Annotated in this window: 20 protein-coding genes; 4 read left to right on the forward strand and 16 right to left on the reverse strand. The window is 55.9% G+C overall.

The genetic code is table 11. The features are described from left to right. Window positions 1-73: 73 nt before the first annotated feature. From J4D97_RS02435 to J4D97_RS02460, 6 genes are all read right to left on the reverse strand, one after another. Complete coding sequence (locus J4D97_RS02435) at window positions 74-676, reverse strand: Uma2 family endonuclease (protein WP_208306217.1); 603 nt, start codon at window positions 674-676, stop codon at window positions 74-76. A 43-nt stretch (window positions 677-719) separates the two neighbouring features. Further along, window positions 720-1,292 (reverse strand): ABC transporter ATP-binding protein, encoded by a 573-nt coding sequence (locus J4D97_RS02440; RefSeq protein ID WP_243900090.1) that lies wholly within the window; start codon window positions 1,290-1,292, stop codon window positions 720-722. Between the two features lie 49 nt (window positions 1,293-1,341). After that, the gene (lpxA, locus tag J4D97_RS02445; RefSeq protein WP_208306219.1) at window positions 1,342-2,139 is read right to left on the reverse strand and encodes an acyl-ACP--UDP-N-acetylglucosamine O-acyltransferase; all 798 of its coding nucleotides are present in this window, start codon (window positions 2,137-2,139) and stop codon (window positions 1,342-1,344) included. A gap of 108 nt (window positions 2,140-2,247) precedes the next feature. Then, a complete protein-coding gene (locus J4D97_RS02450) occupies window positions 2,248-3,639 on the reverse strand; it encodes a bifunctional UDP-3-O-[3-hydroxymyristoyl] N-acetylglucosamine deacetylase/3-hydroxyacyl-ACP dehydratase (RefSeq protein WP_208306220.1) in 1,392 nt (463 codons plus the stop codon). Between the two features lie 134 nt (window positions 3,640-3,773). Next, a complete protein-coding gene (gene lpxD, locus J4D97_RS02455) occupies window positions 3,774-4,814 on the reverse strand; it encodes a UDP-3-O-(3-hydroxymyristoyl)glucosamine N-acyltransferase (protein WP_208306221.1) in 1,041 nt (346 codons plus the stop codon). An 84-nt stretch (window positions 4,815-4,898) separates the two neighbouring features. Beyond that, entirely contained in the window at window positions 4,899-6,125 is a 1,227-nt protein-coding gene (locus tag J4D97_RS02460) for an HD domain-containing protein (protein ID WP_185283469.1), read from the reverse strand. Window positions 6,126-6,456: 331 nt separating this feature from the next. Between J4D97_RS02460 and J4D97_RS02465 the strand changes: the two genes are divergently transcribed. Further along, the gene (locus tag J4D97_RS02465; protein ID WP_208306222.1) at window positions 6,457-8,022 is read left to right on the forward strand and encodes a PglZ domain-containing protein; all 1,566 of its coding nucleotides are present in this window, start codon (window positions 6,457-6,459) and stop codon (window positions 8,020-8,022) included. Between the two features lie 155 nt (window positions 8,023-8,177). Beyond that, window positions 8,178-9,353, forward strand: a complete 1,176-nt coding sequence (locus tag J4D97_RS02470; RefSeq protein WP_208306223.1) for a thioredoxin-like domain-containing protein — start codon at window positions 8,178-8,180, stop codon at window positions 9,351-9,353. A 107-nt stretch (window positions 9,354-9,460) separates the two neighbouring features. On the opposite strand, the gene J4D97_RS02475 is transcribed toward J4D97_RS02470, so the two are convergent. From J4D97_RS02475 to J4D97_RS02500, 6 genes are all read right to left on the reverse strand, one after another. Further along, window positions 9,461-10,954, reverse strand: a complete 1,494-nt coding sequence (locus J4D97_RS02475) for a RagB/SusD family nutrient uptake outer membrane protein (protein ID WP_208306224.1) — start codon at window positions 10,952-10,954, stop codon at window positions 9,461-9,463. A 26-nt stretch (window positions 10,955-10,980) separates the two neighbouring features. Continuing rightward, entirely contained in the window at window positions 10,981-14,109 is a 3,129-nt protein-coding gene (locus J4D97_RS02480; protein WP_208306225.1) for a SusC/RagA family TonB-linked outer membrane protein, read from the reverse strand. A gap of 874 nt (window positions 14,110-14,983) precedes the next feature. Next, window positions 14,984-15,901, reverse strand: a complete 918-nt coding sequence (locus tag J4D97_RS02485; protein ID WP_208306226.1) for a bestrophin family protein — start codon at window positions 15,899-15,901, stop codon at window positions 14,984-14,986. A gap of 80 nt (window positions 15,902-15,981) precedes the next feature. Next, entirely contained in the window at window positions 15,982-18,390 is a 2,409-nt protein-coding gene (locus J4D97_RS02490) for a TonB-dependent receptor (protein WP_347879317.1), read from the reverse strand. A gap of 384 nt (window positions 18,391-18,774) precedes the next feature. Then, entirely contained in the window at window positions 18,775-20,031 is a 1,257-nt protein-coding gene (locus tag J4D97_RS02495; protein ID WP_243900091.1) for a pyridoxal phosphate-dependent aminotransferase, read from the reverse strand. A 208-nt stretch (window positions 20,032-20,239) separates the two neighbouring features. Then, window positions 20,240-21,391, reverse strand: coding sequence for a serine hydrolase domain-containing protein (locus tag J4D97_RS02500; RefSeq protein ID WP_208306228.1), 1,152 nt, complete (start codon window positions 21,389-21,391; stop codon window positions 20,240-20,242). A gap of 327 nt (window positions 21,392-21,718) precedes the next feature. On the opposite strand from J4D97_RS02500, the gene tsaE reads away from it, so the two are divergent. Both tsaE and J4D97_RS02510 read left to right on the forward strand, forming a co-directional pair. Beyond that, complete coding sequence (tsaE, locus tag J4D97_RS02505; protein WP_208306229.1) at window positions 21,719-22,150, forward strand: tRNA (adenosine(37)-N6)-threonylcarbamoyltransferase complex ATPase subunit type 1 TsaE; 432 nt, start codon at window positions 21,719-21,721, stop codon at window positions 22,148-22,150. Between the two features lie 93 nt (window positions 22,151-22,243). Next, the gene (locus tag J4D97_RS02510) at window positions 22,244-23,470 is read left to right on the forward strand and encodes an alanine dehydrogenase (RefSeq protein WP_208306230.1); all 1,227 of its coding nucleotides are present in this window, start codon (window positions 22,244-22,246) and stop codon (window positions 23,468-23,470) included. A 38-nt stretch (window positions 23,471-23,508) separates the two neighbouring features. Here the strand turns inward: J4D97_RS02510 and J4D97_RS02515 are convergent, their stop codons facing one another. From J4D97_RS02515 to J4D97_RS02530, 4 genes are all read right to left on the reverse strand, one after another. After that, window positions 23,509-23,772, reverse strand: a complete 264-nt coding sequence (locus tag J4D97_RS02515) for a circadian clock KaiB family protein (RefSeq protein WP_185283480.1) — start codon at window positions 23,770-23,772, stop codon at window positions 23,509-23,511. A gap of 44 nt (window positions 23,773-23,816) precedes the next feature. Continuing rightward, complete coding sequence (locus J4D97_RS02520; protein ID WP_208306231.1) at window positions 23,817-25,685, reverse strand: PAS domain-containing sensor histidine kinase; 1,869 nt, start codon at window positions 25,683-25,685, stop codon at window positions 23,817-23,819. Window positions 25,686-25,758: 73 nt separating this feature from the next. Next, window positions 25,759-26,226 (reverse strand): BLUF domain-containing protein, encoded by a 468-nt coding sequence (locus J4D97_RS02525; protein WP_185283483.1) that lies wholly within the window; start codon window positions 26,224-26,226, stop codon window positions 25,759-25,761. 250 nt (window positions 26,227-26,476) lie between these two features. Next, window positions 26,477-26,743, reverse strand: a complete 267-nt coding sequence (locus J4D97_RS02530; RefSeq protein WP_185283484.1) for a hypothetical protein — start codon at window positions 26,741-26,743, stop codon at window positions 26,477-26,479. Between the last annotated feature and the right edge of the window lie 211 nt (window positions 26,744-26,954).

Raw genomic sequence — 26,954 nt, forward strand, 5'->3', positions numbered from 1 at the left:
TCGTTGCGCCGCTGCCCAAGGGCGAAGATACGGCGAGGGCATTTAGAAGTTTGGGCGAAAGGTAAAGAGAATCTTACAAAGCGCCATTAGCAGCCGGCAAAGGTACTTTTCGGTAGATTTCGCTGACAGGAATTTCCACTTCCAAAGCGGATAATACTACTTGATCAGTCAGCTGAGTATACTCGCGAAAGTTCCACGTATCGGCCTCCAGTCGCGTGATGCAGAGTATGCGTACACGTTGGCTATCAACCAGCAAATAGTGCCGCAGGCTGGAAATGTTGCGGTATAGAAGAAACTTGCCTTCCTGATCATATTGTGCTGTGGAGCGGGAAGAAACTTCAACCAGCACAACCGGATTCAACAGGGTATCCAGGTAGGCGTCCGGTAGAAATTCTTCGTCTCCACACACTACCACTACATTCGGGTAAGTGTATAAATCATTGCTGGCTACATGTACACGCATGTCGCTAGGATACACGTTGCAGGCATCACCAATACGCGTATCTAGTCCCACAATCAAGTTGGTTGCCAATAAGTTATGTTGCCGGCTAGCGCCGCCCATGGCATATACTTCTCCCTGAAAGTATTCGTGCTTACCAGCTATATCACGATGGGCAGCGCGCTCAGCGGCTAAGTACTCCTCGGGTGTGATATAGGGTTGTGGTTGGGCTGACATATCTAAATAGGTTATAACCAAATATACGCGCTACCAGCCATAATCAGCGGGCTGCCCGCGCTCCAAAATCCGTGACGTTGAGGCGGTTCGGGCAGAATTCGTATTCCTCCGGCACGTTGGAGCTGACCAACACCGTGCGCTCGGCAATGGTGGCGTGGGCGTGCTCCAAATACCACGCCACGCCGACCCGATCGAGGTTGGTCGTCGGCTCGTCGAGCAGGAGTAGGGGGGCGTCGGCGTAGAGGGCTAGGGCTAGCTTCAAGCGTTGCTTCATGCCTGAGGAAAAGTCGCGCACCAGTTTATGACGCGAGTTTTCGAGGTACATCAACTCAATCAGCTTTTGGGGCGTGAGGCCGGGGCGCAGAGGCTTAAAGCGGGTGTGAAAGTGCAGCAGCTCCGTGAGCGTTAGCTCTTCTACTACTTCCAGGTAGGGCGCGCAGTACGCCAGCAGGCGTGGTACATCGTCTACGGCTACCGGTTTGCCTTGCCAGGAGTAGGTCAGCATGCCCTGGCTAGGCAGGAGCTGCCCCGACAACGTGTTGAGCAGCGTGCTTTTGCCCGAGCCGTTCGGGCCCAGAATGGCCGTGGCCGACCCCGGCTGAAACGTGTGAGTCAAGTCCCGAAAAATCCACTCGCGCAAGTAGCGCTTGCTTAAGCCATGGACCTCAATCTGCACTGCTGTTGTGGCGGCCGTAGCCCTTAATAACGCCTCGGCCCGACTGTCGCACGAAGTTCACCACCTCGTCACGCTCGGGCGAGGGAGCCAACTCCAGTTCAATCTTATCTAGCGCTTCATTGTTGTTCAGGCCACCCAGGAACAACAAGCGGTAGAGTTGCTGAATCTCAGAAATCTTCTGATCAGAAAAGCCTCGGCGCCGCAGCCCGATGCTATTGATGCCAGAATAAGTGAGAGGCTCACGACCGGCTTTCACGAATGGTGGCACGTCCTTTCGAACTAGCGAGCCGCCCGAAATCATAGCGTGTGGGCCTACCTTCACAAACTGGTGTACAGCCGAGGAACCACCTACAATAGCGTAGTCGCCAATCTCCACGTGGCCAGCCACCTGCACCGAATTAGCCAGAATGCAGTTGTCGCCAATCACGCAGTCGTGAGCCACGTGCACATAGGCCATCAGCAGGCAGTTGCTACCCACCACCGTGCGCTGCCGATCCACGGTGCCGCGGTTCACCGTCACGCACTCCCGAATCACGGTGTTGTCGCCGATGTGGGCCGTGGTTTTTTCGCCCGCAAATTTCAGGTCCTGCGGTACGGCGGAAATGACGGCGCCCGGAAAAATCTTACAGTTCTTGCCAATCCGGGCGCCCGGCATAATGGTCACGTTCGGACCAATCCAGGTACCCTCCCCGATTTCAACGTCCTGATAAATAGTGGAGAATGGCTCTACCACTACGTTATGGGCAATTTTTGCTTCGGGGTGGATATAGGCAAACGGCTGGTTCATGCTTTCTTTCAATTAAAAATTAATAATTAAAAATTAAGAATTGACAAGAATGGGGAGAGCAGCTAACGCTCCGGAGCCATCTTTTAATTTTTAACTTTTAATTCTTAATTAACTTTTCTTCACGATGCTGGCACTCATTTCGGCCTCCATCACCACTTTCCCGTTCACAAAAGCCTTGCCGCTCATTTTGGCAATGCCCCTTTTAATGGGGGCTAATAGCTGGCACTTAAAGATAATGGTGTCGCCGGGCTTCACCATGCGGCGGAAGCGGCAGGTGTCGATACCGAGGAAATACGTCCAGTAGTTTTCAGGGTCAGGTACAGTGTTAAGTACCAGAATACCACCGGTTTGTGCCATTGCCTCGATCTGTAATACGCCGGGCATGACGGGGTTGCCGGGGAAGTGACCGGGAAAAAACGGCTCGTTCATCGTCACGTTTTTCACGCCGGTTACCGTGGTGGCATCCAGGTGAATAATCTTGTCGATGAGCAGGAAGGGGTAGCGGTGGGGTAGGATGGCCGAAATCTGGTTGATGTCCATCACCGGCACGCGGGCGGGGTCGTAGTGCGGCACCGGCGAGGAATCTACCTCCAGCATCTTCTTTTTGATGCGCTTGGCAAACGCCACGTTGGCGGCGTGGCCGGGCCGGGCGGCCAGAATCTGCCCTTTCAACGGGCGGCCTACCAGGGCCAGGTCGCCAATGAGGTCTAGGAGCTTGTGGCGGGCGGGCTCATTTTTGTGGCGCAGGTCCACATTGTTGAGGATGCCTTCCTTCTTCACGGCCACTTTGGGCTTGCCCAGCATCTCAGCTAGCTCGCTCAATTCATCCTCACTCACTACACGGTCTACCACCACAATGGCGTTGCTCAGGTCGCCGCCTTTGATGAGGTTTTGCTTGTAGAGCGCTTCCAGCTCGTGCAGGAAGCAGAACGTGCGCGACGAAGCAATTTCGGTGGCAAACTGCGACATCTCCGTGAGGGAGGCGTGTTGCGAGCCCAGCACCGGCGAGTTGTAGTCTACCATCACCGTAAGGCGGTAGTTATCGAGGGGTAGGGCAGCAATTTCCACGCCCCGGGGGTTGTCCTGGTAGCGGATTTCGTCGGGAATCTCGAAGTAATTGCGCAGCGCGTTCTGCTCCTCTAGCCCTATCTCCTGCAACGGCTTGATGAACTCGTACGACGAGCCATCCATAATGGGCGGCTCGGGGCCACTGAGCTGGATGAGCACGTTGTCGATTTGCAGGCCTACTAGGGCAGCCAGCGTGTGCTCCACGGTGTTTACGCGGGCACCATTCTGCTCAATGGTCGTGCCGCGCGAAAGGTCTACCACATTGTCCACATCGGCATCTACGAGCGGTTGGCCGGGCAAATCGATGCGCTGGAACTTGTAGCCGTGATTGACCGGAGCCGGGCAGAAGGTCATGGTGGCCACCACGCCCGTGTGCAGGCCAATGCCGCTCACGGTTACCGGGGCCTTAATCGTGTGTTGCTTGTCGTTCATGTAAAGCTAGTAGCTACTGGCTTTTAGCTGTTAGCTGAATACCACAAACGGATATTCAGAAGGGTGACGTATGAGGTGAGAAACCAAGGCGAACAGCGAACAGCCAATAGCCAACAGCTTCTGTAGCGACAAAGCTATGACTTTTCCGGCTTTGGATTGGCACGTTCCAGCACACTCAGGCGGCGCTCCAGGTCGGGCAGGTGCCGGAAAACGGCTTGGGCGCGCAAGCTGTCACGCAAATGGAAGGCAGGCGCACCTTGTAAGAAGACCCCTTCTTCCTTGATGGACTTGCCTACCCCCGACTGCGCCGTAACCGTGGTATGGTTGGCCAACGTAAGGTGCCCGGCAATGCCTGTTTGGCCCGCCAGCACGCAGAAATCACCGATTTTAGTAGAACCCGACACGCCCGTTTGTGACGCAATAACCGTGTGCCGGCCTACCTCTACATTGTGCGCCAGCTGCACCAGGTTGTCAATTTTGGCACCCTCTCGAATGACTGTGGAACCCATGGTAGCGCAGTCAATCGTGGTATTGGCTCCAATGCTCACGTTGTCTTCCAGCACCACGTTGCCAATCTGCGGAATGGGGCGGTAGGAGCCGTCGGGCTGGGGCGCAAAGCCGAAGCCATCGGAGCCCAGTACCGCGCCGGCGTGGATTACGCAGCGGGCACCTACTACTGTATCGGGGTAGAGCTTGGCGCCGGCGTAGATAATAGTGCCGTCGCCGATGGTGCACCGGTCGCCGAGGTAGGCGTGCGGGAAAATTAGTACGTCGCGCCCAATTTTGCAGCCCTCGCCTACGTAGGAGAAGGCGCCGCGGTAGTGGCCTTCGCCTACCTCCGAGCCCGCGCCCAGAAAGGTCGGCTCCTCCACGCCCCGGCGGCCGGTGCGGGTGGCCTGCTGGTAGAATTCCAGCAGGGTAGTAAAGCTGGAATAGGGGTCATCGACGCGGATGAGGGCGGCGGTAACGGGCTGGCGCAGCACCAGGTCCCGGCTCACAATCACGGCCGACGCGCCCGTGGTATATAGGTGCGGCTCGTACTTGGCGTTGGCCAGAAAAGAGAGCGAACCCGGCTGGGCTTCTTCGATCTTCGCCAGCCGATCAATCTTTTGCGTGGCATCTCCTTCTGTTGTGCCGCGCAGCACTTCCGCCACCTGACTTACCGTAAATTCCATAGGGGGCAAAATTAGAGAAATATCCCTTTTTCTACTGTGAGCGTGACCTAGTTAGCTTCAAGCTCAGCAACTAGCTGTTAATCACTACATAATCTCCTTGGGGTAGCAGAGGTAGTGTTTTTCCACCCGTTGGCTGAGGGCGCGGATATTGGGTAGGTCCGAGGCCTCGGCTACGTTTACCACGCGTCCGCGCTTGGTGAGCACGTCGATGGTGTCGCCTACGGCGTCGTAGGCGTTGTTGCTGATGCGGCCGTGCAGCATGAGTAAGGCAGCTTCATCAGCAGGCAGTTGAAAATGTTCGGCAATCAGCTCCGTCACACCCAGCTTGAAATCATCCTCAAACGCGTCGGACTGCAAGGTTATTTTAAACAGATGACGATTCAGGATGCTACTGGCCATGTAGCTGAGCACCTTGTCGGGGTGAGTGGCCCATTGCTTCACCGCGCCCCAAATGTCGTAGTCGTCGAGCTGCACGAAGCGCTGTAAAATGCTGTCGTCGGTGTCAAACTCGCGGATGCTGACCGGCCGACTCAGGAAGTAGTGCAGGCACGACGATGCCCCTACCTCCTGTCCGGCGCGGGCCAGGTCGCGGGCGCGCTGCACAATGCGAATCACCATCTGTTCGGCCGACGTAACGGTTTTGTGCAGGTACACTTGCCAGTACATCAGGCGGCGGCTCACTAGAAAGTTCTCGATGCTGTACACGGCTTTTTCTTCTAGTACCAACTTCTCGTCTACTACCGTCAGCATTTTGATGAGACGGTCAGCGCCTGGCCTACCCTCTTGCACACCCGTGTAGAAGGAGTCGCGGTTGAGGTAGTCGAGGCGGTCCATATCCAGTTGGCTGCTCACCAGCTGGTGAAAGAACGGCCGGGGGTAGGAGCCCTGGAAAATCTCGATAGCAAGATCGAGCTGCCCGTCAAACTCTGTATTTAGCCGCTGCATGAGATATAACGAGAGCTGCTCGTGCGGCACCCCATCGAAAATGCTGTGCTCTAGCGCGTGCGAAAGTGGCCCGTGGCCGATGTCGTGCAGCAAAATGGCAATCATGGCCGCCTCGCCTTCCTTGGCCGAAATCTTCACACCCTTATCCTTCAACGAGCGTAGCGCCAGCGACATCAGGTGCATAGCACCCAGCGCATGGTGAAAGCGCGTGTGCAGCGCCCCCGGATACACAAAGTTGGTCAAACCTAACTGCTGAATCCGCCGCAGCCGCTGGAAGTACGGGTGCTCAATCAGGTCAAACAGCAGCTCCGTGGGGATGGTCACGAAGCCGTATACAGGGTCGTTGAAGATTTTTTTCTTATTCATGATAGAACGTAGCGCCAAGCTCCAAGTTCGTGCTATAAAGCTACCGTAGCTGTTAGCGATGCAGCACATTTGCACAAGCTCAACGCTACTGCTTTGCACTGGTTGCTAACTATTTTCGGTTTTTCCTGGTTGATAATGGGGTAGAAGAATATAGCCTTGCCTTAATTTTCTAAAACCCAAAGTGCCGAATCAACGGTAAAGCTACTCACGAAACGGTAGCTGCTGGCTTGCCAGAATGCATTTCTTGCCACCGCGCGACAATGCAAGGCTACAACAGTTCGTTCAATAAGGCGCGAAGCACCACTTGGCGCTGCAACCCCAAGACCCCCCTATGCAATATTCCATTCTCTGGGCCGACGACGAAATCGATTTGCTCAAACCTCACATTCTCTTTCTCAAAGAAAAAGGCTACGATGTAACCGGCGTGAACTCTGGCGCTGATGCCATTGAGGAAATTCAGGAAAAAACCTATGATCTGGTGTTTCTGGATGAGAATATGCCCGGCCTTACTGGCCTCGAAACCCTCACCGAAATTAAGGCGATAAAGCCGACTGTGCCGGTAGTGATGATTACCAAGAGCGAGGAGGAGCACATTATGGAAGAGGCCATCGGGAGCAAGATTGCCGACTACCTCATCAAACCCGTGAACCCCAACCAGATCTTGCTGTCGGTGAAGAAGGTGCTGGACAACAAGCGCCTGGTGTCGGAGAAAACCAACAGCAGCTACCAGCGCGACTTCCGCCAGCTAGGCATGCAGCTCGGCGACCGGCTCTCCCCTACAGAATGGGCTGATGTGTACAAGAAATTGGCTTACTGGGAGTTGGAGATTGATGAGACGGAAGGCAAGAGCATGGCCGACGTGTTCAACATGCAGAAGGACGAAGCGAATACCTACTTCGGCCGTTTCATTACCGAAAACTACGAGGACTGGGTGAACGGCGACGACGAGGACGCCCCGCTCATGTCGCACCAGTTGTTTAAGGAGCGCGTGTTTCCGCTGCTCAAGGAAACCGGCGATACGCCCGTATACTTCGTGCTCATCGACAACTTGCGCTACGACCAGTGGAAGATTCTGGAGCCCATCATTGCCGACCTGTTTACCGTGGACTCGGAGGAGATGTACTACTCCATCCTACCCACCACCACGGCCTATGCGCGCAACGCCATCTTCTCGGGCATGATGCCGGGCGAGATTCAGAAGAAATACCCTAACCTGTGGGTGAACGACGACGACGACGAGGGCAAGAACCTGCACGAGGCAGAGTTCATGGAAATCAACTTCCAGCGCGCCAACCAGAAGTACAAGCATAGCTACCACAAGGTAACCAACTTGCAGGCCGGCAAAGACTTGCTGGGCAAGATGAGCAACCTGCACAACAATTATAAGCTCAACGTCATCGTCTACAACTTTGTGGACATGCTCTCCCACGCCCGCACCGACATGGCCATGATTCGGGAGCTGGCCGCCGATGAGTCGGCGTACCGCAGCATCACCCGCTCGTGGTTTCTGCACTCGCCGCTATATGAGATGCTGCAAACCATTGCTGAGAAGAAGGGTAAGCTCATCATCACCACCGACCACGGCACCATCCGCGTGAAGCGCCCCTACAAGATTGTGGGCGACCGAAACACGAACACTAACCTGCGCTACAAGCACGGCAAAAACTTGGGCTTCGACGACTCCCGCGACGTGTACGTGGTGCGCAAGCCCGAGCGCATCTTCCTACCCCGCGAGAATGTGAGCACGGCCTACGTGTTCACCGTGGGCGACTACTTCTTCGCCTACCCCAACAACTACAACTACTACGTGAACTACTACAAGGACACGTTCCAGCACGGCGGCATCTCGCTGGAGGAATGTATCATCCCGTACATCACCCTCACGGCGAAAGGGTAGGGAGAGTAGTAGTAACGCGTAGCGCCGTGTCAGCACCAACAGTACGATTCTGTTGGTGCTGACGCGGCGCTTTTTAATGTATGATAAAGAATATACTATATATTAGATTTTTAACGTTCAGTGTTCTAGAAATCAATTTACTACCCTATTAACTCATGAGAAATTCGTTCGTGAAAATTAGCCTACTCGCTTGCTTGTGTGCTTGTGCCAAAGAGAAACCTGCTGACGAAATTATCGTCGAGGGAAATATCAAGAATATGCCAGATGGCAAGGTGTATTTAGCCGATGGCAACAGGTATGAAATCTTACTGGATTCGGCGGAGTGCAAGGATGGACATTTCCGCTTCACGCTTAAACCTGATTCGTCTTTCATTCCTAGTCTGGTTTCCATACACTATACCGATACTAAATCAGTATTTGATACTACAACTTCTACTGAGCAGTTCTTCAAACGGTTAGGACATAGGATGCTCTTATTTCATAATTACACTATTAGCAACCCAGATAGCCTAAGAGCTGCGGGCGTGCCATTTTCTAATGGTAGCACAGCAATTGTTTTAGACAAAGGGCATACGCGAATAGAAGGTGATGCACGGAATAAAGACGGGTTAATGGTATTTGATAATAGAGAGACTGACGTTATGTTCAGCCTGCTGATGGCCGATTTTGGTTGGTTAGGCAATATTGACGGAGAAAAACGGGCAGCTAGAATTAAGTCTTTCAAAAAGAAAATTAGAGAGAATCCCTACTCTTACTACCTCATAAAGGAGATATATAATGCGAAAGAGCAGTACTCCGAGCAGGAGCTACGCGAGATTCTGGCGCTATTCAACCCAGACGTGCAGGCATCAGCTTTCGGCGCAAAAGTCAAAAACTATTTAGCGAACAGAGTTGATCCGGATCAGCCCTTACCTAACCTACCTCTTGCGAAACCTGACAAGCAACAGGGCTGGATGATGGACAATGGTGCTAAGGTGAATATGCTCGTGTTTTGGGCCAGCTGGTGCGGACCATGCCGCAAGGAGATACCCCAGCTGAAAGAACTTTACTCCGAGTACAAGGACCGGGGCGTGAACCTGGTTAGTGTGTCCATCGATGAGCAACCAGAAAGCTGGCAGAAGGCCTTGGGGCAAGAGCAGATGGGATGGCAGCAACTCATCGTCGATAAAAAGCAGATCGAATCCGTGCAGCAAAAATTCAACTTCAGCGCTATTCCGCTGGTTATCTTAGCCGATAGCCGGGGCAAAGGAATAAGAAGATTTGTGGGGTACGCGGAGAATAATCCGCAGCTATACCGAGCCGCGCTGGATGATAAGGTAGGCGTTAAGTAAGCCATACAACGACAAAGGCCGTTGCACAAGTAGTGCAACGGCCTTTGTCTTTTCAAGCCACTGGGCTAGACCTATTGGAATCTACTGTCATCAAGACGGTAGGTACGCTACAGTGGGTTCTGCACAATGGCCTTGTTTACGTTGATTTCGGCTTGCGGAATGAGGAACTGCCATTCGTTGGCTCCGGCTTCAACCTTGAAGTTGTTTGTTCTAACTGCCCAGGCCCACTGCGGGATGTGGTTGGCACCGGTGCGGTCCAGGGCGCTGTTGGTGCGCTTTAGGTCCAGGAAGCGGAAGCCTTCACCCCATAGCTCTATCCGGCGCTGAATGAGGATTTCGTCGACCAGAGCCTGGCCCGTGCTGGTGGATTTCACGTACGATGGGTTGCGGGCGGTCAACAGCGTGGCCAAGTGCGTGGCAGCGGCGGCCGACATACCCTGTCGGGCCTCGGCTTCGGCCTGAATCAGGTAGAGCTCCGCTAAGCGCATGTGCGGCACGTCGCCGATGCTCAGGCTGGTGTTGGCTACCAGGAATTTCTTCTGTCCGTATTTCGCCTTCACGCCATTGGGCGGAGCCGGAATGCTGGCGCCGGTGGAGTCCCACAAGGACTTGCGGATATCAGTGGGCCGAATTTTGGCGTACAGCACCGAGTTGATCTTCTTCGGGTTCTGCCGGATAGCGGTCGAGTTAAAATTGGCCGACATGTAGGCGAAGAAGGAATAGAAGTAGTTGGTCTGGTCGGCCTGCACCTGGCTACCCCAGAGCCACTCCGGGTTGTCGATGCTGTTGAAGCCGCTGGTGTACTGCGTGCGGCTCATGAGGGTAGCGCCGCTCTGCGCAATAGCTTCCTGCGCCGACGTAGCGGCCAAGGCCCAATTTTGCTGCGTGAGGGCTACCCGCGCCTTGATGCCTTTGGCCACGGCTACGTTGAAGTGCGACTTGGCCGGGCGGGCGCCCACGCCGGTCAGCAGCTTAATGCCCTCGTCCAGGTCCTCGTTGATTTGCTTGTACACCGCTTCCACGGTGGCGCGGGGCTGGCCTTCGGTGGTGGCCGTCACCATCAAGGGTACGCCCAACTGGTCGTTGGTTTTGCCAGCATCGTACCGCTGGCCAAAGGCCTGCACCAACTGGAAATGACACCACGCCCGGTAAACCAGCGCCTCGCCAATGACCATATTTTTCTCGGCCACAGGGCCGGTAGCATTGTCCAGGCCGTTGATGAGCACGTTGGCGTTGGCGATGATGCGGTAGTAGAAATAGTACCAGGCGTGGTTATAGGATGAGCCCGAGGTAGCGTTGCGGTGCGAAATCCAGTTGTGTTCCGTGGCCCACCAGCTGGTGCCCAGGGTTTGCACCCAGTCTTCGCCCAAGGCATCCATCATAATCATCATAGAACCTTGCCCGCCCTGGTTCTGCTGGCTGTTGAACTGAGAGTACAGCAGGCGGTGGATGCCGTTGAGGGCAGCCATAGCGTTTTCGGTATTAGCCAACACGTTGCCGGCCGTTACGGCATCAGTAGGCGCGGTTTCCAGGTAGTCCTTATCGCAGGAAGAAAAAACCAGGGCGGTGGCTAGAAAAACGCCGTATATCGTCTTTTTCATGACAAAGCAGTTCTATTACTCTTATACTATAAGGAGAGATTCATACCCAGCGACAGTACGCGGGCGGGTACGTACACGGCCGAAGTGGTGCCAGAGAAGGTCTGGGCTACATTCATGCCCTTGCGCTTGGTAATCAGCGCCAGGTTTTCGCCGGTGGCGAAAATGTTGACGTTGCGCAGCTTGAGCCGGGTAGAGAGGGCCGCCGGAATGCTATACCCCAGGCTCACCGACCGGAAGTTCAGGTAGGAGGCGTCAATCAGCCAACGGTCGGAGCCAGCGGCCAGGTTGTTGGTGTTGCCAGCCTGCAAGCGGGGCACGTTGGTGATGTCGCCAGGGTTCTGCCAGCGACCCAGCATGTCCTCGTGCATGGCGCCGCCGTAGGTGCCGTGGTTCATGAGGCTAGCATATTGGCTGTCGTAGAACTTGCCGCCCACGGAGTAGGTCAGCAACGCCGTCAGCGTGAAGCCTTTGTAGGCGAAAGTGTTGGTGATACCGCCCGAGAATTTGGGAATGGCTGAGCCAGCGTAGTGGTAGCGCGCATTATTGGCGTTCGAGGTCACAGTGTCACCCCCAATGATCTTGCTGTTGCTCTCATTATAGGTGATGGCGCGGTACAGCGCGTCGCCGTTATCGGGGTCTACGCCGTAGTACTCGCGCAGCCAGAACTCCTGGAGGCTGTGGTCTACCTTCAGCTTTTTGGTGCCGTCTACCAGCTCAGTGTAGGGCAACTTGGTGATTTCGTTTTTGTAGGTGGTCCAGTTCACATCCAGGTTCCAGGTGAAGGCCTTGGTCTTGATGATGTCGCCAGCCAGGCGAATTTCTACCCCCCGGTTGTACATCGAGCCGATGTTCTCGATGCGGTTGGCTACCCCGCTGGACAGCGGCAGCGGCACCTCAAACAACAGGTCTTTGGACGTCCGGTTGAAGTATTCTACCGTACCCGTGAGGCGGTTACGGAACAGGAAGAACTCCACGCCCACGTCGAAGCTATTGTTCTTTTCCCAGATCAGGCCCTGGTTGCCCAAGGTTGCCTGCGAAAAGCCCGGCTCGGCGGCGTTGTTGCGGCCCAGCGTATACAGCGCCTGCCAGGCGTAATAATCACCAATATTCTCGTTGCCTACCTGCCCGTAGGAGGAGCGCAGCTTGAGCATGTCTACCCAGGTAGGCGTGGTGAAGAACGTTTCCTTATCCAGGCGCCAGGAGCCGCCTACCGACCAGAAGCTACCCCAGCGCACGTCTTTGTAGAAACGGGAGGAGCCGTCGCGCCGGTACGAGCCCGACACCGTGTAGCGGTCGTCAAAGGTGTAGTTGGCCCGGCCAAAGTATGACTCAATCCGGTGGTCCTGGTGGTAGGTATTGAAGTTGTTGGTGGTACCGAAGTTTTGCAGTTCCGTGTTGTCGGCAATGACTTCGCCCGACTTTGAACCAGTCAGGTCGTCGAAGCTACGGTTGTAGTTCTCGTGACCCAGCAGCACCTCTACGTTGTGCACGCCGGCCAGCGTTTTGTTGTAGTTCAGCAGCTGGTTGGCCGTGTAACTAGTCAGATTGTAGAGGCGGCGGCCGGCCCTACCCGCCGGGGCACCGTCGCCCACAATGGTGTTTTCGTAGGTCTGCTCCTCGTAGTTGGTGATGTCGATGGCAAAGTTGCCCGTGAATTTGAAGTCTTTCAGGAAGGTGATTTCGCCGTAGGTACGGCCGCCCAACACGTTGCGGCGGTAGAGGTTGTTGTTGTACTCCGTTTCGGCCACAATGTGGCGGCCGGGGTACACGGGGCGCGTCATGGTCGGCGAGGAGCCGCCCAGGTCATACACCCGGTTGCCTTGGGCATCCAGCACGTAGGCGCCCGTGGCGGGGTCGTGCTGGTACACGGGGTAGATGGGGCCGATGCCGCGGCTGAAAAAGAACGGATTCACGAAGCCCGTGGAGCTGCCCGTGTTGGCCTGGTTGGAGTTGCTGAGCGTGTAGTTCATGTTCACGCCGGCCTTCAGCCACTTGGTCAGGTCCGAGTTGACGTTCATGCGACCGGAGAAACGCTCGAAGTCCGATTTGATCAGGTAGCCCTTCTCGTTGAGGTAGCCCAGCGACACGTAGTAGTTGCTTTTACCGGAGCCGCCGTTGAAGCTGGCGGTGTAGTCGGAGCGGGAGCCATTGCGGCTCAAGGCTTTCTCCCAGTCCAGGTCGTCGCCCCACAGCAACTGCGCATTGGGATTTAGCGTACCATCGGTGCCCACAATCTGGTTGTCGGGCACGTTGAAAGGGTTGTAGCCCAACAGGCCTTTGATGTCGTTGGTGGCGCGCTGGCTGGCCTGCTCGCGGGTGGTGGTGGCATTCACCAGGCTATTGCGGTAGGCCTCCCACATCAGGGGGTAGTACTGCTGGGCGCTCACGCGGTTGTACTCGGGCACCGCCCGCGACGACACACCCTGCAACGCTCGCACGTTCACCTGCACCTGGTCTTTCTTGCCCCGCTTGGTGGTCACCATCACTACCCCGTTGGTGGCCCGCGAGCCGTAGAGCGCCGTGGAGGCAGCATCTTTCAGAATAGAAATGCTCTCGATGTCTTCCGGGTTCAGGTTCGACAGGCCAGCCGTATAGGGCACGCCGTCCACCACGTATAGTGGGTCGTTGGAGTAGTTCACCGAACTGAAGCCACGGATGCGGATGTCGGGGCCGGCGCCGGGCTGGCCGGAGCCGCCCGATACCTGCACGCCGGCGGCCTGACCGGCCACGGCGTTGGTGATGTTAGTAACCGGGCGCTGCGAAAGTTTTTCGGCTCCAATCTGGGTGACGGAGCCGGTGTAGGTGGCCGGATCGGCTGTGCCGTAGGCTACGACTACTACTTCATCCAGATTTTGAGTGTCGCTGGCCATGGCTACATTCAGCGTAGACTGGCTGCCAACCGAAACTTCCTTGTTGATATACCCAATGAAGGAATATACAAGTGTTGCCTCACCGGCAGGAACATCGATACTATAGTTGCCACTAGCATCGGTAGGAGCTGCCGTAGAGGTGCCTTTGAGACGAACGGTTACCCCTGGCAATCCTTCACCAGTAGTTAGATCCGTCACTCGGCCTGTTAATGTTCTATTCTGAGCCCACGCCTGCGTGAGCAGTGCTAGCATCAGAATAAAGCTGAGAAGTAAAGGTTTCTTCATGCAAAATTAGGGTTAGTAGGTTGGAACAAAGGATTTTACTGTTTTAGGTGAACCTAGAATGGGTTTCTTTCGCGGCTATTAGAACGATAGCTAATAACGCTGCTCAAAGAGCTTGTCGGCCGAATACCTGCAATTTGCCTACTAGTTGCCTGCGTAAATGGGTACGACTTCAAATTGATGTATGTGCCATAGCTTGCAGCTTTAGAAGATAGCTGGCGGCGTAGTAGCATATTCGCATTGAAGGTTATATAGGGGAGAAAAGACCCTCGTGTGTTTAGCGAAAAGAACGAAGTTTCGCCGATACCCCTAAAACTTTACACTTCTTCCTATTATTGGAAGGCTTTGGAGACAAATTATACCTTTATAAATACAAGGTGAAATCTTCATTTACTACTACATATTCGATTAACATGCTTTCAACAGATGCTGCTAATTAAAAGCAAAATCTCAAAATTCGCCGCATCATAAAGCTATTTTTTCATAAAAACTTCATCTCGGTGAGAGCACACTCATTCGTAAATGCACACCTTTATTATCAAAAAAGCGTGTATACTGCTTGTAAAGAATGATTTTGCCACAAATGATATTCTATCGTAGTTGACATGTTTGATTGTGAAGACAATGTTATGTACGAAGCACATCGTAGTAATAAGGATTCTGCACTATCAACTTCTGTCACTTAGTTTGTTGACGATATTTGCAAATTTGAATGCTACTCTAATTCACTATTAATGATATTAAAGGCGCTAGGTCAGATTGGCTGTAGCAGATGGTATGTTTGTGACGAAGGAGCCCCACAGCTGAGCATTGACTCATTAGAGTAACAATGCTTAGCTGTGGGGCTCACTTATGTGGATGGGATATGAGTGAAAGCTTACATCAAATAAAACGACCCCGATACCATCGGCGCGGGAATATTCTCTTTATCTTCTTCCAACAACTGCCGCAAATTGATTTCGATGGTGCGGGCCACAGCCGTCATTGGTGTGTCGGTGGGCGTGTCGCTGAAAGGATCTTGCAGGTAGCGGGCGGTGCGGTCCAGGAGTAGGAAGGCAACGGCAATGGTCATCAGCACCGGGATTTCCCATAGGCCAATCGTTTCCACCAAACTCAGCGAAAGGGTAATCAAGAAAACATAGATCAGCACATGAATGAGCTGGCGGTAGCTGGAAGGAAATACGGTGTTCTTGATTCGCTCCGCGCCGCCCATTGCCTCCGTGTAGCGCACGATAGTGCTGTCAATCTGCACTTGCTGGAAAGGGTTGATAACGTCCTGCTGATACAATTCTTTCGTGTGCGCCGTGTGCAGGGCCAGAATCCCGACGGGCTTGTTGCTGTGTTTGCGCAGATAAGCCAAGTCTTGCTCCGGGAGAAACTTGTCGAGGCCCGCTAGCCCATCCTGGCCGCGGAGGGACTGGCCCAGGCTGTAGCACCACGCTATCTGACGGTAGGCAAAGGCCTGCAAAGGCGAACCGAGGGTAGGGCTGCGCAACAGGTCGTTGGGCACAAAGTGCAGGATTTGCAGCACCAGCATCCGCGAGTCGTTCACGATGGCACCCCACAACTTGCGCGCCTCCCACCACCGATCGTACGATTGGTTGAGGTTAAAGGCCAGAAGCAACGAAATCAAGCTACCCAGGATGGTAGGCAGCTGCAAGGGAATTTCGGGGAGGTAGTCGCCCAGAAAATATTTCAGCAATTGAAACGAAAGGGAAATGACCAGTACCCGAATAATATCGGGCCACATGCGCGTGAGGATGTAGGCAACGGGTAGTTTGGTGTCGAGAAGCATACAGGAGGAGGGAAGAATGAGCTGAACTCTCCTCCTTAGACGCAAAGCGGCGCGGGTAGTTGTTTCCCTGTCGTACTTCCTTAAAACCCGCCCGTCCGGCGTAGTTCTTCGTCGGCTCCCACGGTGCGTTTGCGGGCAGCCGTTACCTTGCTACCCCCGAAGCGGTAGGTGAAGGCCAGGGTAGCTACGCGGCTGTCGAAGCGGTTGTAGAAGGTTTCGCGGAAGTTGTCGTAAGTGGCCGTAGAGCGAATAGGCGTAGTGTAGAAAATGTCCGACACGTTCAGGCGCAGGGTAGCCTGCTTGTCCCACAAGGACTTCTGCACGCCGGCCGTCACCTGCCCGCGGCGGCGCACCACCTCAAAGGCCGCCACTTCCCGCGACTGGTACAGCCCCGTTACGTCCGCCGACCAGCCACGCCCGAAGCTGAAGCTTTGGTTGGTGTTGAAAGTGAAAGCTGGACGGCCCCTATCGAGGTTAGTGCCGGCCAGGTTGCCCAGGTAGCGACCATAGAACAACACCAGGTTGTTGTACATGGTCCAGCTCTTGGTGACTTCCACGGGCGCCGTGAGCGTGAGCGTAAGGAAGTGCAGCGTGCCCAGGTTGGCAAACTGATTCACCACCGTGCGGCCACCTTCGGGGGCGGGCTGCACCACATTTTGAATAAGGTTGCTGGTGCGGGCGTAACCGAGGGTGCTGATGTATTTCTGCTGAAATGTGTGCGTCAGCTCCAGGTTATAGCTGGTCTGGGGCCGCAAGGCTGGGTTGCCCGACTGGTACGAGGTAGCATCAAAATACACCCGTAGCGGGTTAAGCTGCCCGTAGCTGGGCCGGTCGAGGCGGCGGCTCAGGGAGAGGGCCAGCTCATGCTGCTCCGAAAGCGTCCGCTTCACCGACAGATTTGGAAACAGCTGCAAGTAGTGCCGCTCATAGCGCTCGTCGCCCACCGACTGCCGGCTCAACGTGTTCGTTTGCTCGGCCCGCAGCCCTAGTTGAGTAGTGGTGCGGGCAGTAGCGCGTTGCAGGCTGAAGTAGGCGGCATTCACGTTCTCATCATAGCGGAAGCGGTTGGTTTTGTTGGTATCCACTGTCGTGATGGTGCCCTCAGTGATATTTGTAAATACCGCGTCGTTATCGGAGTTGATGAACGTAGCTTTTGCGCCAGTTTCCAGGCGGATGCGGTAGGGTAGCAGACGGCTGTAATCTGCCTTGGCCGATTGAATAGTGACGTGGTTCTTCTGGTCGCCGTGCAGCACGTTGGTAGGGTCGTCGGGTAGCGCGTAAACGGTTGTCAGGGCCAGTAGGCGGTCGGTGGCGTAGCGGGCCACGTCCAGGTCAACAGTCAACTCTGGAGCGTTGGTGGAGTCGGCAAACACGTGGCGCAGGTTGAGATTTCCAGCCAGGTTGGGACGTTGCACCGTTTGGTCGGTGGTAGAAGCGTAGCGCTCCTTCGCGAAACCGCCCCCCACTCCCGTATTTGTAATGAAGGTTTGGTTGTTGCTGAAGCTGGGCGTCTCGCTCACCAGCCCGCTCACGCTCACCCCCAGCAGCGTGCGCGCCGACAGGTTGTAGTCCAGACCTGCTTTCCAGCTATGGGACTGCAAATGGCTGGTATTGCGATTGAACTGCTCGCTGCTGCCGGGCTGCATATTGCTGCCGTAAAATTGCCGGTAGAAATCCAGGTCCAGGAAATTGCGGCGGTCGGTGTAGGTATAGCTCCCGAACGCATTCAGGTTCTTACGCTGATGGTTCAGCGTGAGGCCGGTGGTGAACTTACCGTAGCGCCCGCGTCCGTAACTGAGGTTGGCGGTGCCGTTAGTGCCCAGGCGCTGGTCTTTTTTGAGGTGAATGGCAACGACGCCGGCCCCACCTTGGGCATCGTACTTGGCAGGCGGGTTGCTGAGCAGCTCAATGCTGGCGAGTTGCTCGGCGGGTAGGGCGCGCAGATAGTCGGCCAGCTCCGTGCCGTTCATAGGGACGCGTTTGCCATCGATAAGCACCAACAAGCCCTGCCGGCCACGCAGCGCTAAGTTGTCGGTGGCGTCTAGGGTTATGCCGGGGGCGCGGCCGAGCACGTCCAGCGAAGTAGCGCCGGCGCTTAAGGTGCTACCCTCCACGTTCACGATGGTGCGGTCGGCCTCGCGTTCGTACAAAGGGCGGCGCGCTTCCACCTTCACCTCACCGAGGGTAGCAGCGGCGCTGGGCTGCATCACGAGCGGGCCAAGGGTCTGCGGTTGACTGGTTGCTGCCACGGGCGTGCTCCAAACGCGGTTGTACCCTACCAGCGCTACCGATACCAGGTACTCCCCCGTTGGCGAAGTGGGTAGGGCAAAGCGCCCCTGCGCATCACAGAACTCCGTTTTAACCGCCACTGAGTCGGCAGCGCGATGCAGCGTAACGGTGGCGTATTCCAACGGTTGCCCAGCGGCATCGCGCACGGTGCCGGTGAGGGTAGGAGTAGTCTGGGCGCGTAGTTGCGGCACGGTTGTCACGCATCCTACTGCAACTAGACTTGTAAGGAAACGTTTTGTCAATAGCCGCGCAACATAATGACGCATGAAAGAAAAAATGTACAGGTAATAAGATAAAACACGGGTATTGCAATAAAGTAGGTAGGGCGGAGGGCAGTGCAAATCAGTTCGTGAAAGAAGGCAAATCAGCAGACGCTTACCAACTCTCAGATGAACCTAATTGCAAGAATATGCTATTAAAAAGTAAAATCATACAACTCGTGCATGACTTTTATTAATAGAAGCATAATCTACCTCTATAATACAGCAGATTCACTCTAAAACGAAATCGGCCCGATGCGGGGCTGGCTATTGCTGCAACAATAGCCGGCCCCGCATCGGGCAGAACAAGCAACGGAAATACCTCTATTGCAGTGCGTCTAGAGCCGCCTGCAACCGCGGCAGCGCCGCCTCAATCGACTCCAACGACGCCCCGCCCACCGACATACGGAACCACGGCGCCGTGTCGCTGGTGCCAAACGCACTGAACGGCACCAGTGCCAACCGCGCCTCGCTGATAAGGTAGGACGTTAGCTCCTTGGTCGTAGTGAGTTGCTGACCCGCCGGCGTGGTTTTGCCCAGCACATCCAGCTTGGCCGTGAGGTAGATGGCGCCCATCGGCACAATGGCATCCACGGGGTAGCCCTGCGCTTTCAGGTTTTGCAAGCCGTCGTACAGCGTGGTCAGGCTGTGCTGAAGCTTGTCTTTGAACGTGGGGATGAACTCGTCTACGGCCGCGTCGTTGGCGAGGTAGGCGGCGGTAGCCATCTGCTCGGCCTTGGGTGCCCAGGCCCCCACGTGGCCCAGAATAGCCTTCATCTTATCAATCACCACGGCCGGCCCGAAGGCGTAGCCCACGCGCACGCCGGTAGCGGCCAGGCACTTCGAGATGCCATCTATGTAGATAGTGTAGTCGCGCAGCTCAGGGCGCAGGCTCACGGGGTCGAAGTGCTGGGCATCGCCGAAGGTCAGCATCCAGTAAATCTGGTCATAGAGTACGTAGAGCGGCTTTTCGCCGGGCTGGCGGCGCTGGTTTTCGGCCACCACCAGGTCGCAGATTTCCAGCAGACCTTCGCGGGTGAACATGGTGCCCGTGGGATTCAGCGGAGAGCACAGGGCCAGCAGGGTAGCGCCCGGCAGGTGCGGGACCAGCTCGGCGGCCGTGGGCATAAAGTTGTTTTCGGGCAGCGTTTCCACCATCACCGCCTCGGCGCCGGAGAGATGGCAGTAATGGTTGTTGTTCCAGGAGGGGGTAGGGAACACTACCTTGTCGCCGGGGTCTACCAGGGCTAGGTAAGTAGCGTAGATGAGCGGCCGTGAGCCGCCGGCTACCAGCAAATCATTGGGCGAGTAGTCCAGGCTCAGGCGCTGGCGCAGAAAATCGGCGGCGGCGGTGCGCAGGTCCAGCGTGCCGTTGGCGGGCGGGTAGTTGGTGTGACCGGCCGCGTAGGCATCCGTGATATTATCGCGCAGCTGCTCCGGAATGGGGAAGATGCTGGGGGTGAAGTCGCCAATGGTGAGGTTGCAAATCTGCTCCCCCTTGCGAATCATATCGTTTACTTCGTTGCCGATTTTGATGATTTCGGAGCCGATGAGGCTGCCAGCCATGCGAGAAACTTGCATTTGCGGGTCGTTAAGTGGTGACAGAGTAACTGCCCGCGAAGGTACGATGCAAGTAGTTGTGAGTTAGCTGGAATATCTGAACCAGTCCTGTCATCCTGACGAAGGACCTTATCACGTGCGAACGGCAAGTATGCTATGACTCCTGCGTACGTAATAGGGTCCTTCCTTCGTCAGGATGACAAATCAACTCATATCAAAAACCATCACCTCACTTTTCCACCGCCGCCAGCACCCGCTTAATCAACTCATCGGGATTTCCATTGTGCCAGCGCCACACAACGACAATATCGTGCTCGGGGTCAATCCAGATAGTGTTGGACCCGGCGCCCAGGGCCGCGAAGCTGGTGGCGGGAGCGTGGGGCCAGGCTTTTTGCTCGGTGTTCAGCCACCAGAGGTAGCCGTAGTCGGGGCCGATGGGGCCGCGGGTGGTGGCTTGCCGCACCCAGTCGCGCGATACGATCTGGCGGGTGCCCCACTGGCCCTGGCGCAGCAGCAGGTAGCCGAAGCGGGCCTCGTCGCGGGCGCTGATCCACAGACCCGCACCCCAGCGCGTGCCGCCACTCACCGAGGGGAGGGGCCGGCCCTTTATCATTGCTATCGAGTTGAAGTAGGGCAAATATTGCCATGTGTCCGACGCCCCGATGGGGTCCATAATCTGCTCTTTCACCACCTGGGGTAGGGGCTTTTGCCAAAGCGTGAGCAACGAGAGCGAGAAGCGGTTGATCCGCACATCGTTGTACTCCCAATAGGTGCCGGGCGCTTGCAGCGTGCGCGGCTTCCGCTCGCCTTTGCCAAAGGCCTCGTGCCCGATGAAGTCGGCATTCTTACCCCACAGCTCGCCTTCCCACTCGCTGGTCTGGCGGGCGTGCTGCTCCCACGTAATGGGCTGGTTGTGGGCCGAAGCGTAGCCGCCATCGGTCACATATTGCGCTACCGGATCATGAATGTCCTTGATCATTCCCTTGTCCAGCGTGATGCCCAACACCGTGGAGAGCATACTCTTGGCCACGCTGTAGGTAGGGTCGGGGCGCTCTGTGTTGCCCCACTCGGCTACAATATAGCCGTGGCGCAGGATGAGGCCATTAGTAGCGGCCCGGCCGGGTGGCAGCGGCCCCAGCGGCGTCCCGAAGATTTCGGCTTGGTTGCTGAAATCGGGAGCAATCTGGGTGGTTTCCTGGCTTTTGGCGAAATCAATGGCCTCCGCGAGCCGGGTGGCATTTAGGCCTACTTGCTCAGGCGCGCGGGTTTTCCAGGCGTTGCCCCGGCCGGGGTAGTAGGTGTGGGTAGTGGTGCTGGTGGGTAGGTGCGAGCAAGCCAGCACGGGTAGCAACAGCAGGAGCAGGGCGTAGGGTTTGCGCATAGGTAGGTGTGGTGTGGAGGAGGTAGAAAGCTACAATAAACTATTTGTTGAATGGCATTTCGAGCTTGTCGGGAAATCTTGCGTGCTGACAAAAGATATAGCGGTTTCACTACCCATGCGGCCTAGGGCTGAGACCCTGGGCTAATCAGTGGAGCAGTTTCGCTACCCATACGCCTCAAAGCTGAAGCTTTAGTAGATCAGTGGAACGGTGGACGAAACCGCTCCGTGCTCAGGGATTCAGCCTTGGGGCGTATTTTATTCGGAGGAATATTCTTATGTCACCACTCCGGCAAAACTTTCGGAACTTGCGCCGCTTTATTTCATGCTATGGCGCAAGATCTGATCATTACCATTCCCTCATTGGAGGCTCTGCCCGAAGCCGCTGCCGCGTTGCGTGCCCACCTGGGCGTCGCTACCGTGCTGTGTTTTGAAGGGGAAATGGGCGCAGGTAAGACCACGTTTATTAAGGTATTGTGCGAAAGCATGGGCGTGCCAACGGACGAAATCAGCTCGCCTACCTTTTCGCTGGTCAACGAATACCGCGACGCCCAAAACCGCCCTATTTACCACTTTGATTTCTACCGCCTCAACGACCCGCAGGAAGCTGCACAGATGGGCGCACAGGAATACTTTGATTCGGGTTATCTTTGCCTGATAGAATGGCCCAGCCGCATAGCTGACTTGTTGCCGCCGGATCATCTCCTTCTTACCCTCACCGTTACCGGACCCTCCTCCCGAGAATTAAAAATTAAGAAGTAAAAATTAAAAGCTGCCTACTAACCATTTGAAAGAAGATGGACCGGCAGCAAGCTAATTTTTAACTCTTAATTCTTAATTTTTAATCGAAAACAAATGCCCGAAGCCGTTCCCCCTGGATTTGAGTCGCTGGCCGCGAGCCGCGCCTATTTCACGCAGGAGTCGATGCTGGCCATCGAAACCCGCCGCCGCAAGCTGTTTATTGGTTTGCCCCGGGAGTCGTCGTTGCAGGAAAACCGCATTTGCCTCACGCCCGAGGCGGTGAAGCACCTGGTAGAGGGCGGCCACGAGGTGGTGATTGAGAGCGGCGCCGGCGAGCCCAGCAAGTACTCCGACCACGACTACTCCGAGGCGGGTGGCACCATTGCCTACTCGCCCAAAGAAGTCTACGAAGCGGATATCGTGCTGAAAGTGGCGCCGCCTACCTTGGAGGAGGTGGAGCTGCTGCGCAATGGTCAAACGCTGATTTCAGCCCTGCAATTCGGTTCATTGTCAGCCGAATACATCACGGCGCTGCTGCGCAAGAAAATCAATGCCATCAGCTTCGAGCTGATTAAAGACCCCTCCGGGGCACGGCCGGTGGTGCGGGCCATGTCCGAAATAGCGGGCTCTACCGTGATGCTGGTAGCCGCCGAGTACTTGGCGCGCTCCAACGAGGGCAAGGGCGTGATTCTGGGGGGCATCACGGGCGTGCCACCGTCGCAGGTAGTGATTTTGGGCGCAGGCACAGTGGCCGAGTACGCTGCCCGCGCCGCTACGGGCTTGGGGGCTGAGGTGAAAGTGTTTGACAATCACCTCTATAAGTTGCGCCGCCTCAAAGAAAACCTAGGTACCCAGCTCTACACCAGCACCCTCGACACGTTTGCCCTCAGCCAGCAAATCCGCCGGGCCGACGTAGTGATTGGTGCCCTCAATGCCGAGGATGGCCGCGTGCCGTTTATGGTGCCCGAGAGCATGATTGCCACTATGGCGCCCGGCTCGGTGGTTATTGACGTGAGCATTGACCAAGGCGGTTGCTTTGAAACCTCGGAGGTGACCACGCATAACAAGCCGGTGTTCCGCAAGTACGATGTGATTCACTACTGCGTGCCCAACATTGCTTCGCGGGTGCCGCGCACTGCCACCAATGCGTTGAGCAATATCTTCACGCCCATCATGCAGGAAATCAGCCAGAATGGTGGCATTAATGAGGTGCTGTTCAGCAACGAGCATTTCCGCTCAGGTGTGTATATCTACCGAGGCTCCCTCACCAATGCCACCATTGCCAAGCGCTTCAATATGCGCTACAAGGAGCTGGGACTGCTGATTGCCGTGCGCAACTAACAAATTGTTAAGGGTAGAAGGGTAGGGCAGTGAGGTGTTTACGCGAGTCCCAGCGCTTTCAACACCCGCTCCTGATCGGACAGGTCGCCTACAAGACGGCGCACCAGACCGGGGCTTTTTTTGAGGAGCATGGGCACGCCAATCAGACCTTCCTCCTGTGCCCGCTCAGGGTGCTGCTGAATATCAACGACGGTGAGGGTGTAGCGGCCGGCCAAATGGTGTTCCGTCAGCCGTTGAATATTGGCTAGCGCCTGCCTGGATTTGGGAGAGTCGCCCGCTATAAATAAGTATAGCTCATACATAAGCGGCGGCACGGTAGCAGGTAGGAGTAAGCAGGTAAAGGAAATTACGCTTCAAACCAGTACAGCGTGAAGGTGGTGCTCTCGCCCATAGTACTGGCTACCTCTAGGCGGCCGCCGCGGGAGGTAAGAATGCGCTGCACCAAGTACAAGCCCACGCCCGAGCCGCCTATTTGGGGGTGCTGGCGGGTGAAGGGTTGAAATGCGGCAGTCGAGGTTTTGGGGATATTCATCCCCAAGCTATTATCCTGCACCATGAGCACCGGTTTATTGTTTTTGGACAAGTAGCTGCGCAACGTAATAACCGGCAAGCGCTCGGGGTGCGCAAACTTGAGGGCATTGCTGAGTAGATTATGCAGCACCGAGCGCAAGTTGGCCCGGCCGTAGAGCAGGGTAGGGGCCTCAGTTACTTCCACATGAACCGTGGCATCAGAAGCCTGAATCTGGGCACGCAGGCCCAACAGCACTTCATCGGTGATGTGGCGCAAGTCTAGCTTTTCCACTGGCGCCGAGAGGCCCCGCTGGTCTTGTACAGTGGCCGCTAGCTCCTGCAAGGTGCTGTCGAGTTGGTGCAGCGAGTCGTCTACCATCGAGAGGAGCTGTTCCTCCTCGGGGTCGTCGAAGCTAGCACTGCGGCGCAGCTCTTCAAACAAGCCGCGCAGGTTGAACAGGGGCTGCTTCAGGTCGTGGGAGGCTGTGTAGACGAAGGTATCCAAGTCGCGGTTGGTGCGGGCCAGCTCGTCGTACTGCACCTGTAGCACCTCGCGCAGACGGTGCTGGTCGTCTACGTCGGTGCAGGCACCAAACCAGCGTGGGCCGCGCTCGTCGGCCAGCTGCCGTGCCCGGATGATGTGCCAACGATATTGCCCATCGTGCCGGCGCATCCGGAACAAGCCCTCAAACGGCTCGCCCGTGGCCACGCTTTTCACCCATTGGCGGGCTGCTTCGGCCTGCTTGCGCGGTTCCAGCAGGTTCACCCAGCCAGTAGGGCCCAGCTCTTCTTTGGTGAGACCTGAATACTCGCCGGTGTAGTGATTGTAATAGTCGATGAAGCCCTCGGCCGTGGCCGTCCAGATCAGCTCCGGAATGCTGTCGGCCAGAAAGCGTAACTCGGCCTCGCCCCGGCGCAAGGCGTCGGATAACTCGCGCTGGTCGTGCACCTCGGTGAGGGCACCGTGCCAGAACACGGGCTGGTCGGGGGCGTGCAGTTCGGGTAGGGCGCGGCTTAGCATCCAACGGTACTGGCCATCGTGGCGGCGCAGGCGGTACTCGTAGCTCCAGCCCTTGCCAGCTTTGCGGGCAGCATCGCCCTGATAGAGCACCCGCAGCCGGTCGTCGGGGTGGATGAGGAGGGGCCAGATGGCATTCAGGTCGGCCGTAGGAGGCTGGCCGGTGAAGTAGTACCACTGCGGACTAACGTACTCATATAAACCCTCGGCATCCAGCGAAAACGTGATTTGCGGCACGGTTTCAGTCAGCACCCGCAGGCGGGCATCGAGGCGGCGGGTTTCCATCGACAGTGTGTGGGCTCGCTGCCTGGCTTCCTCCTGCTGGGTCACATCTACGGCAAACAATACCAGGCCGGTAATGTCCTGGTTTTCCTCGTCGCGCACGGGTTCTAGCACCAGATCGTAGCAGCGGGATACGGACTCCTTCCCCTCTTGGGTAGGTAGGGGCAGTGAACAGGCTTTGGCTATGTAAGGAGTACCTGTGCGATACACTTGGTGTAGCACATCCACTAAATCGGAGGGGAGTACGCCCGGATGATCGGCCACGCACTGGCCTTCTGCCACATCAGTGCCCAGCAACTCCTGCATCGCTTTGTTTAAATACCCGTACCGTAGGTCGAGACCCTGTAAGGTAGCAACGCCGGCAGGCAAATGGTGCAGAAGGGCGTGAAGGTGCTGTTCACGCATAAAAGGATAGAGTAGGGTGGCAGAAAGAAGAGAAGGTACGTTGAATAAGCAGAAGAAGGCCTTAAAGGTTCAGCTAGACGGAGGTGGGGCCAGGCAATGCCGGGAAGGCCTGCTCTGTAGGCGTGCCAAAAACAGCCAAGCGAACTAGCTCAATCAGCATGGCGTCGGCAATGGTAAGCGTACTGGGTGGGGCGGGCACCCGGTCGGGCATCAGAAACCCTTGTAGCTGCGAGAACCCAACGCTTTCCAGCGGATGAAAGGCCATGTGCCAGTCTGGGAAACTCCGGACATCAATAGGCTTATCTATAAGCTTCTGCACGTGCGAATGACGACCGTCGCGCTTGATGCGCTTAAAAAGGGCCTCCGTTATTTCTGGCTCGCCCTCAAAGAGTTGGGCAATATTGCCGTGACTGTAAAAAAGAATGCCCGTGATGTGGTTTTTGCTGTTATCACGGCGGCATTGCTCCAGGAGTTCGTGCAAATCCTGGTCAGTGAGCGGGCGCACGGCCCGGCTGATATACACGATGTGGTTCAGATTCATGTGCCTACAACGGTTGAGCTTGGCGCTGAGTTTCGAGGATACGGTCAGGAAATCTAGCCGCCAAGTAAGGATGCAAAGTAAGGCGCTTTCTGCTTTTAAAAAGATCGAACCTGTTGCGCTTCACTACTATTCTCTCGTGGGAGGACTAGTGAATGTGACTTTGCAAGCTCTTGAAATTGGCTTTCTGAACTATGTAATTGAGCCACGCAGTCCGCACAAGGGCCTGTCAGGTATACTGAAATACAGTGCTTTATCCTACCTGCCGGGATATATCCAGCAGCTCGAAGCCTTCTTCGCGGAGGGCCAAGCGGATATCGTCTGTGCCCGGTGTTTCAGCGTGGACGGTGGCTACCTCTGCCCGACCCGGCGTGCCCGCTTCAATCTGATCGACGATGAGGGTGAGGGCAGTTAGCGCCATGCGGGCGCGGCCCACGGCTTGCTCATCATTCAGATTATCAATGGTAAGCGAATAGCGGATTAGTTGCGACAGGTCGGAAGTAGAGTCAGAGGAAGTCATAGGAGAGAGGGTTTTTGATGAGAAGTACCTCCTTGTACGCTAGCCGCGCCTGAAAGGGTAGTCTTATTATCAAAGACACCTACTATATGCCTACGCTATAATACCTCGGGGTCCACTCGTAAGCTGATGAGAGGTTGAACAAGCCGCTCTGTACCATATAGTTTCCTCATGAACAGGTTCTATAGCTTGGTCTGACGTTCAATACTTGCTA

It is taken from the genome of Hymenobacter defluvii (assembly GCF_017589435.1).
GTDB lineage: Bacteria > Bacteroidota > Bacteroidia > Cytophagales > Hymenobacteraceae > Hymenobacter > Hymenobacter profundi.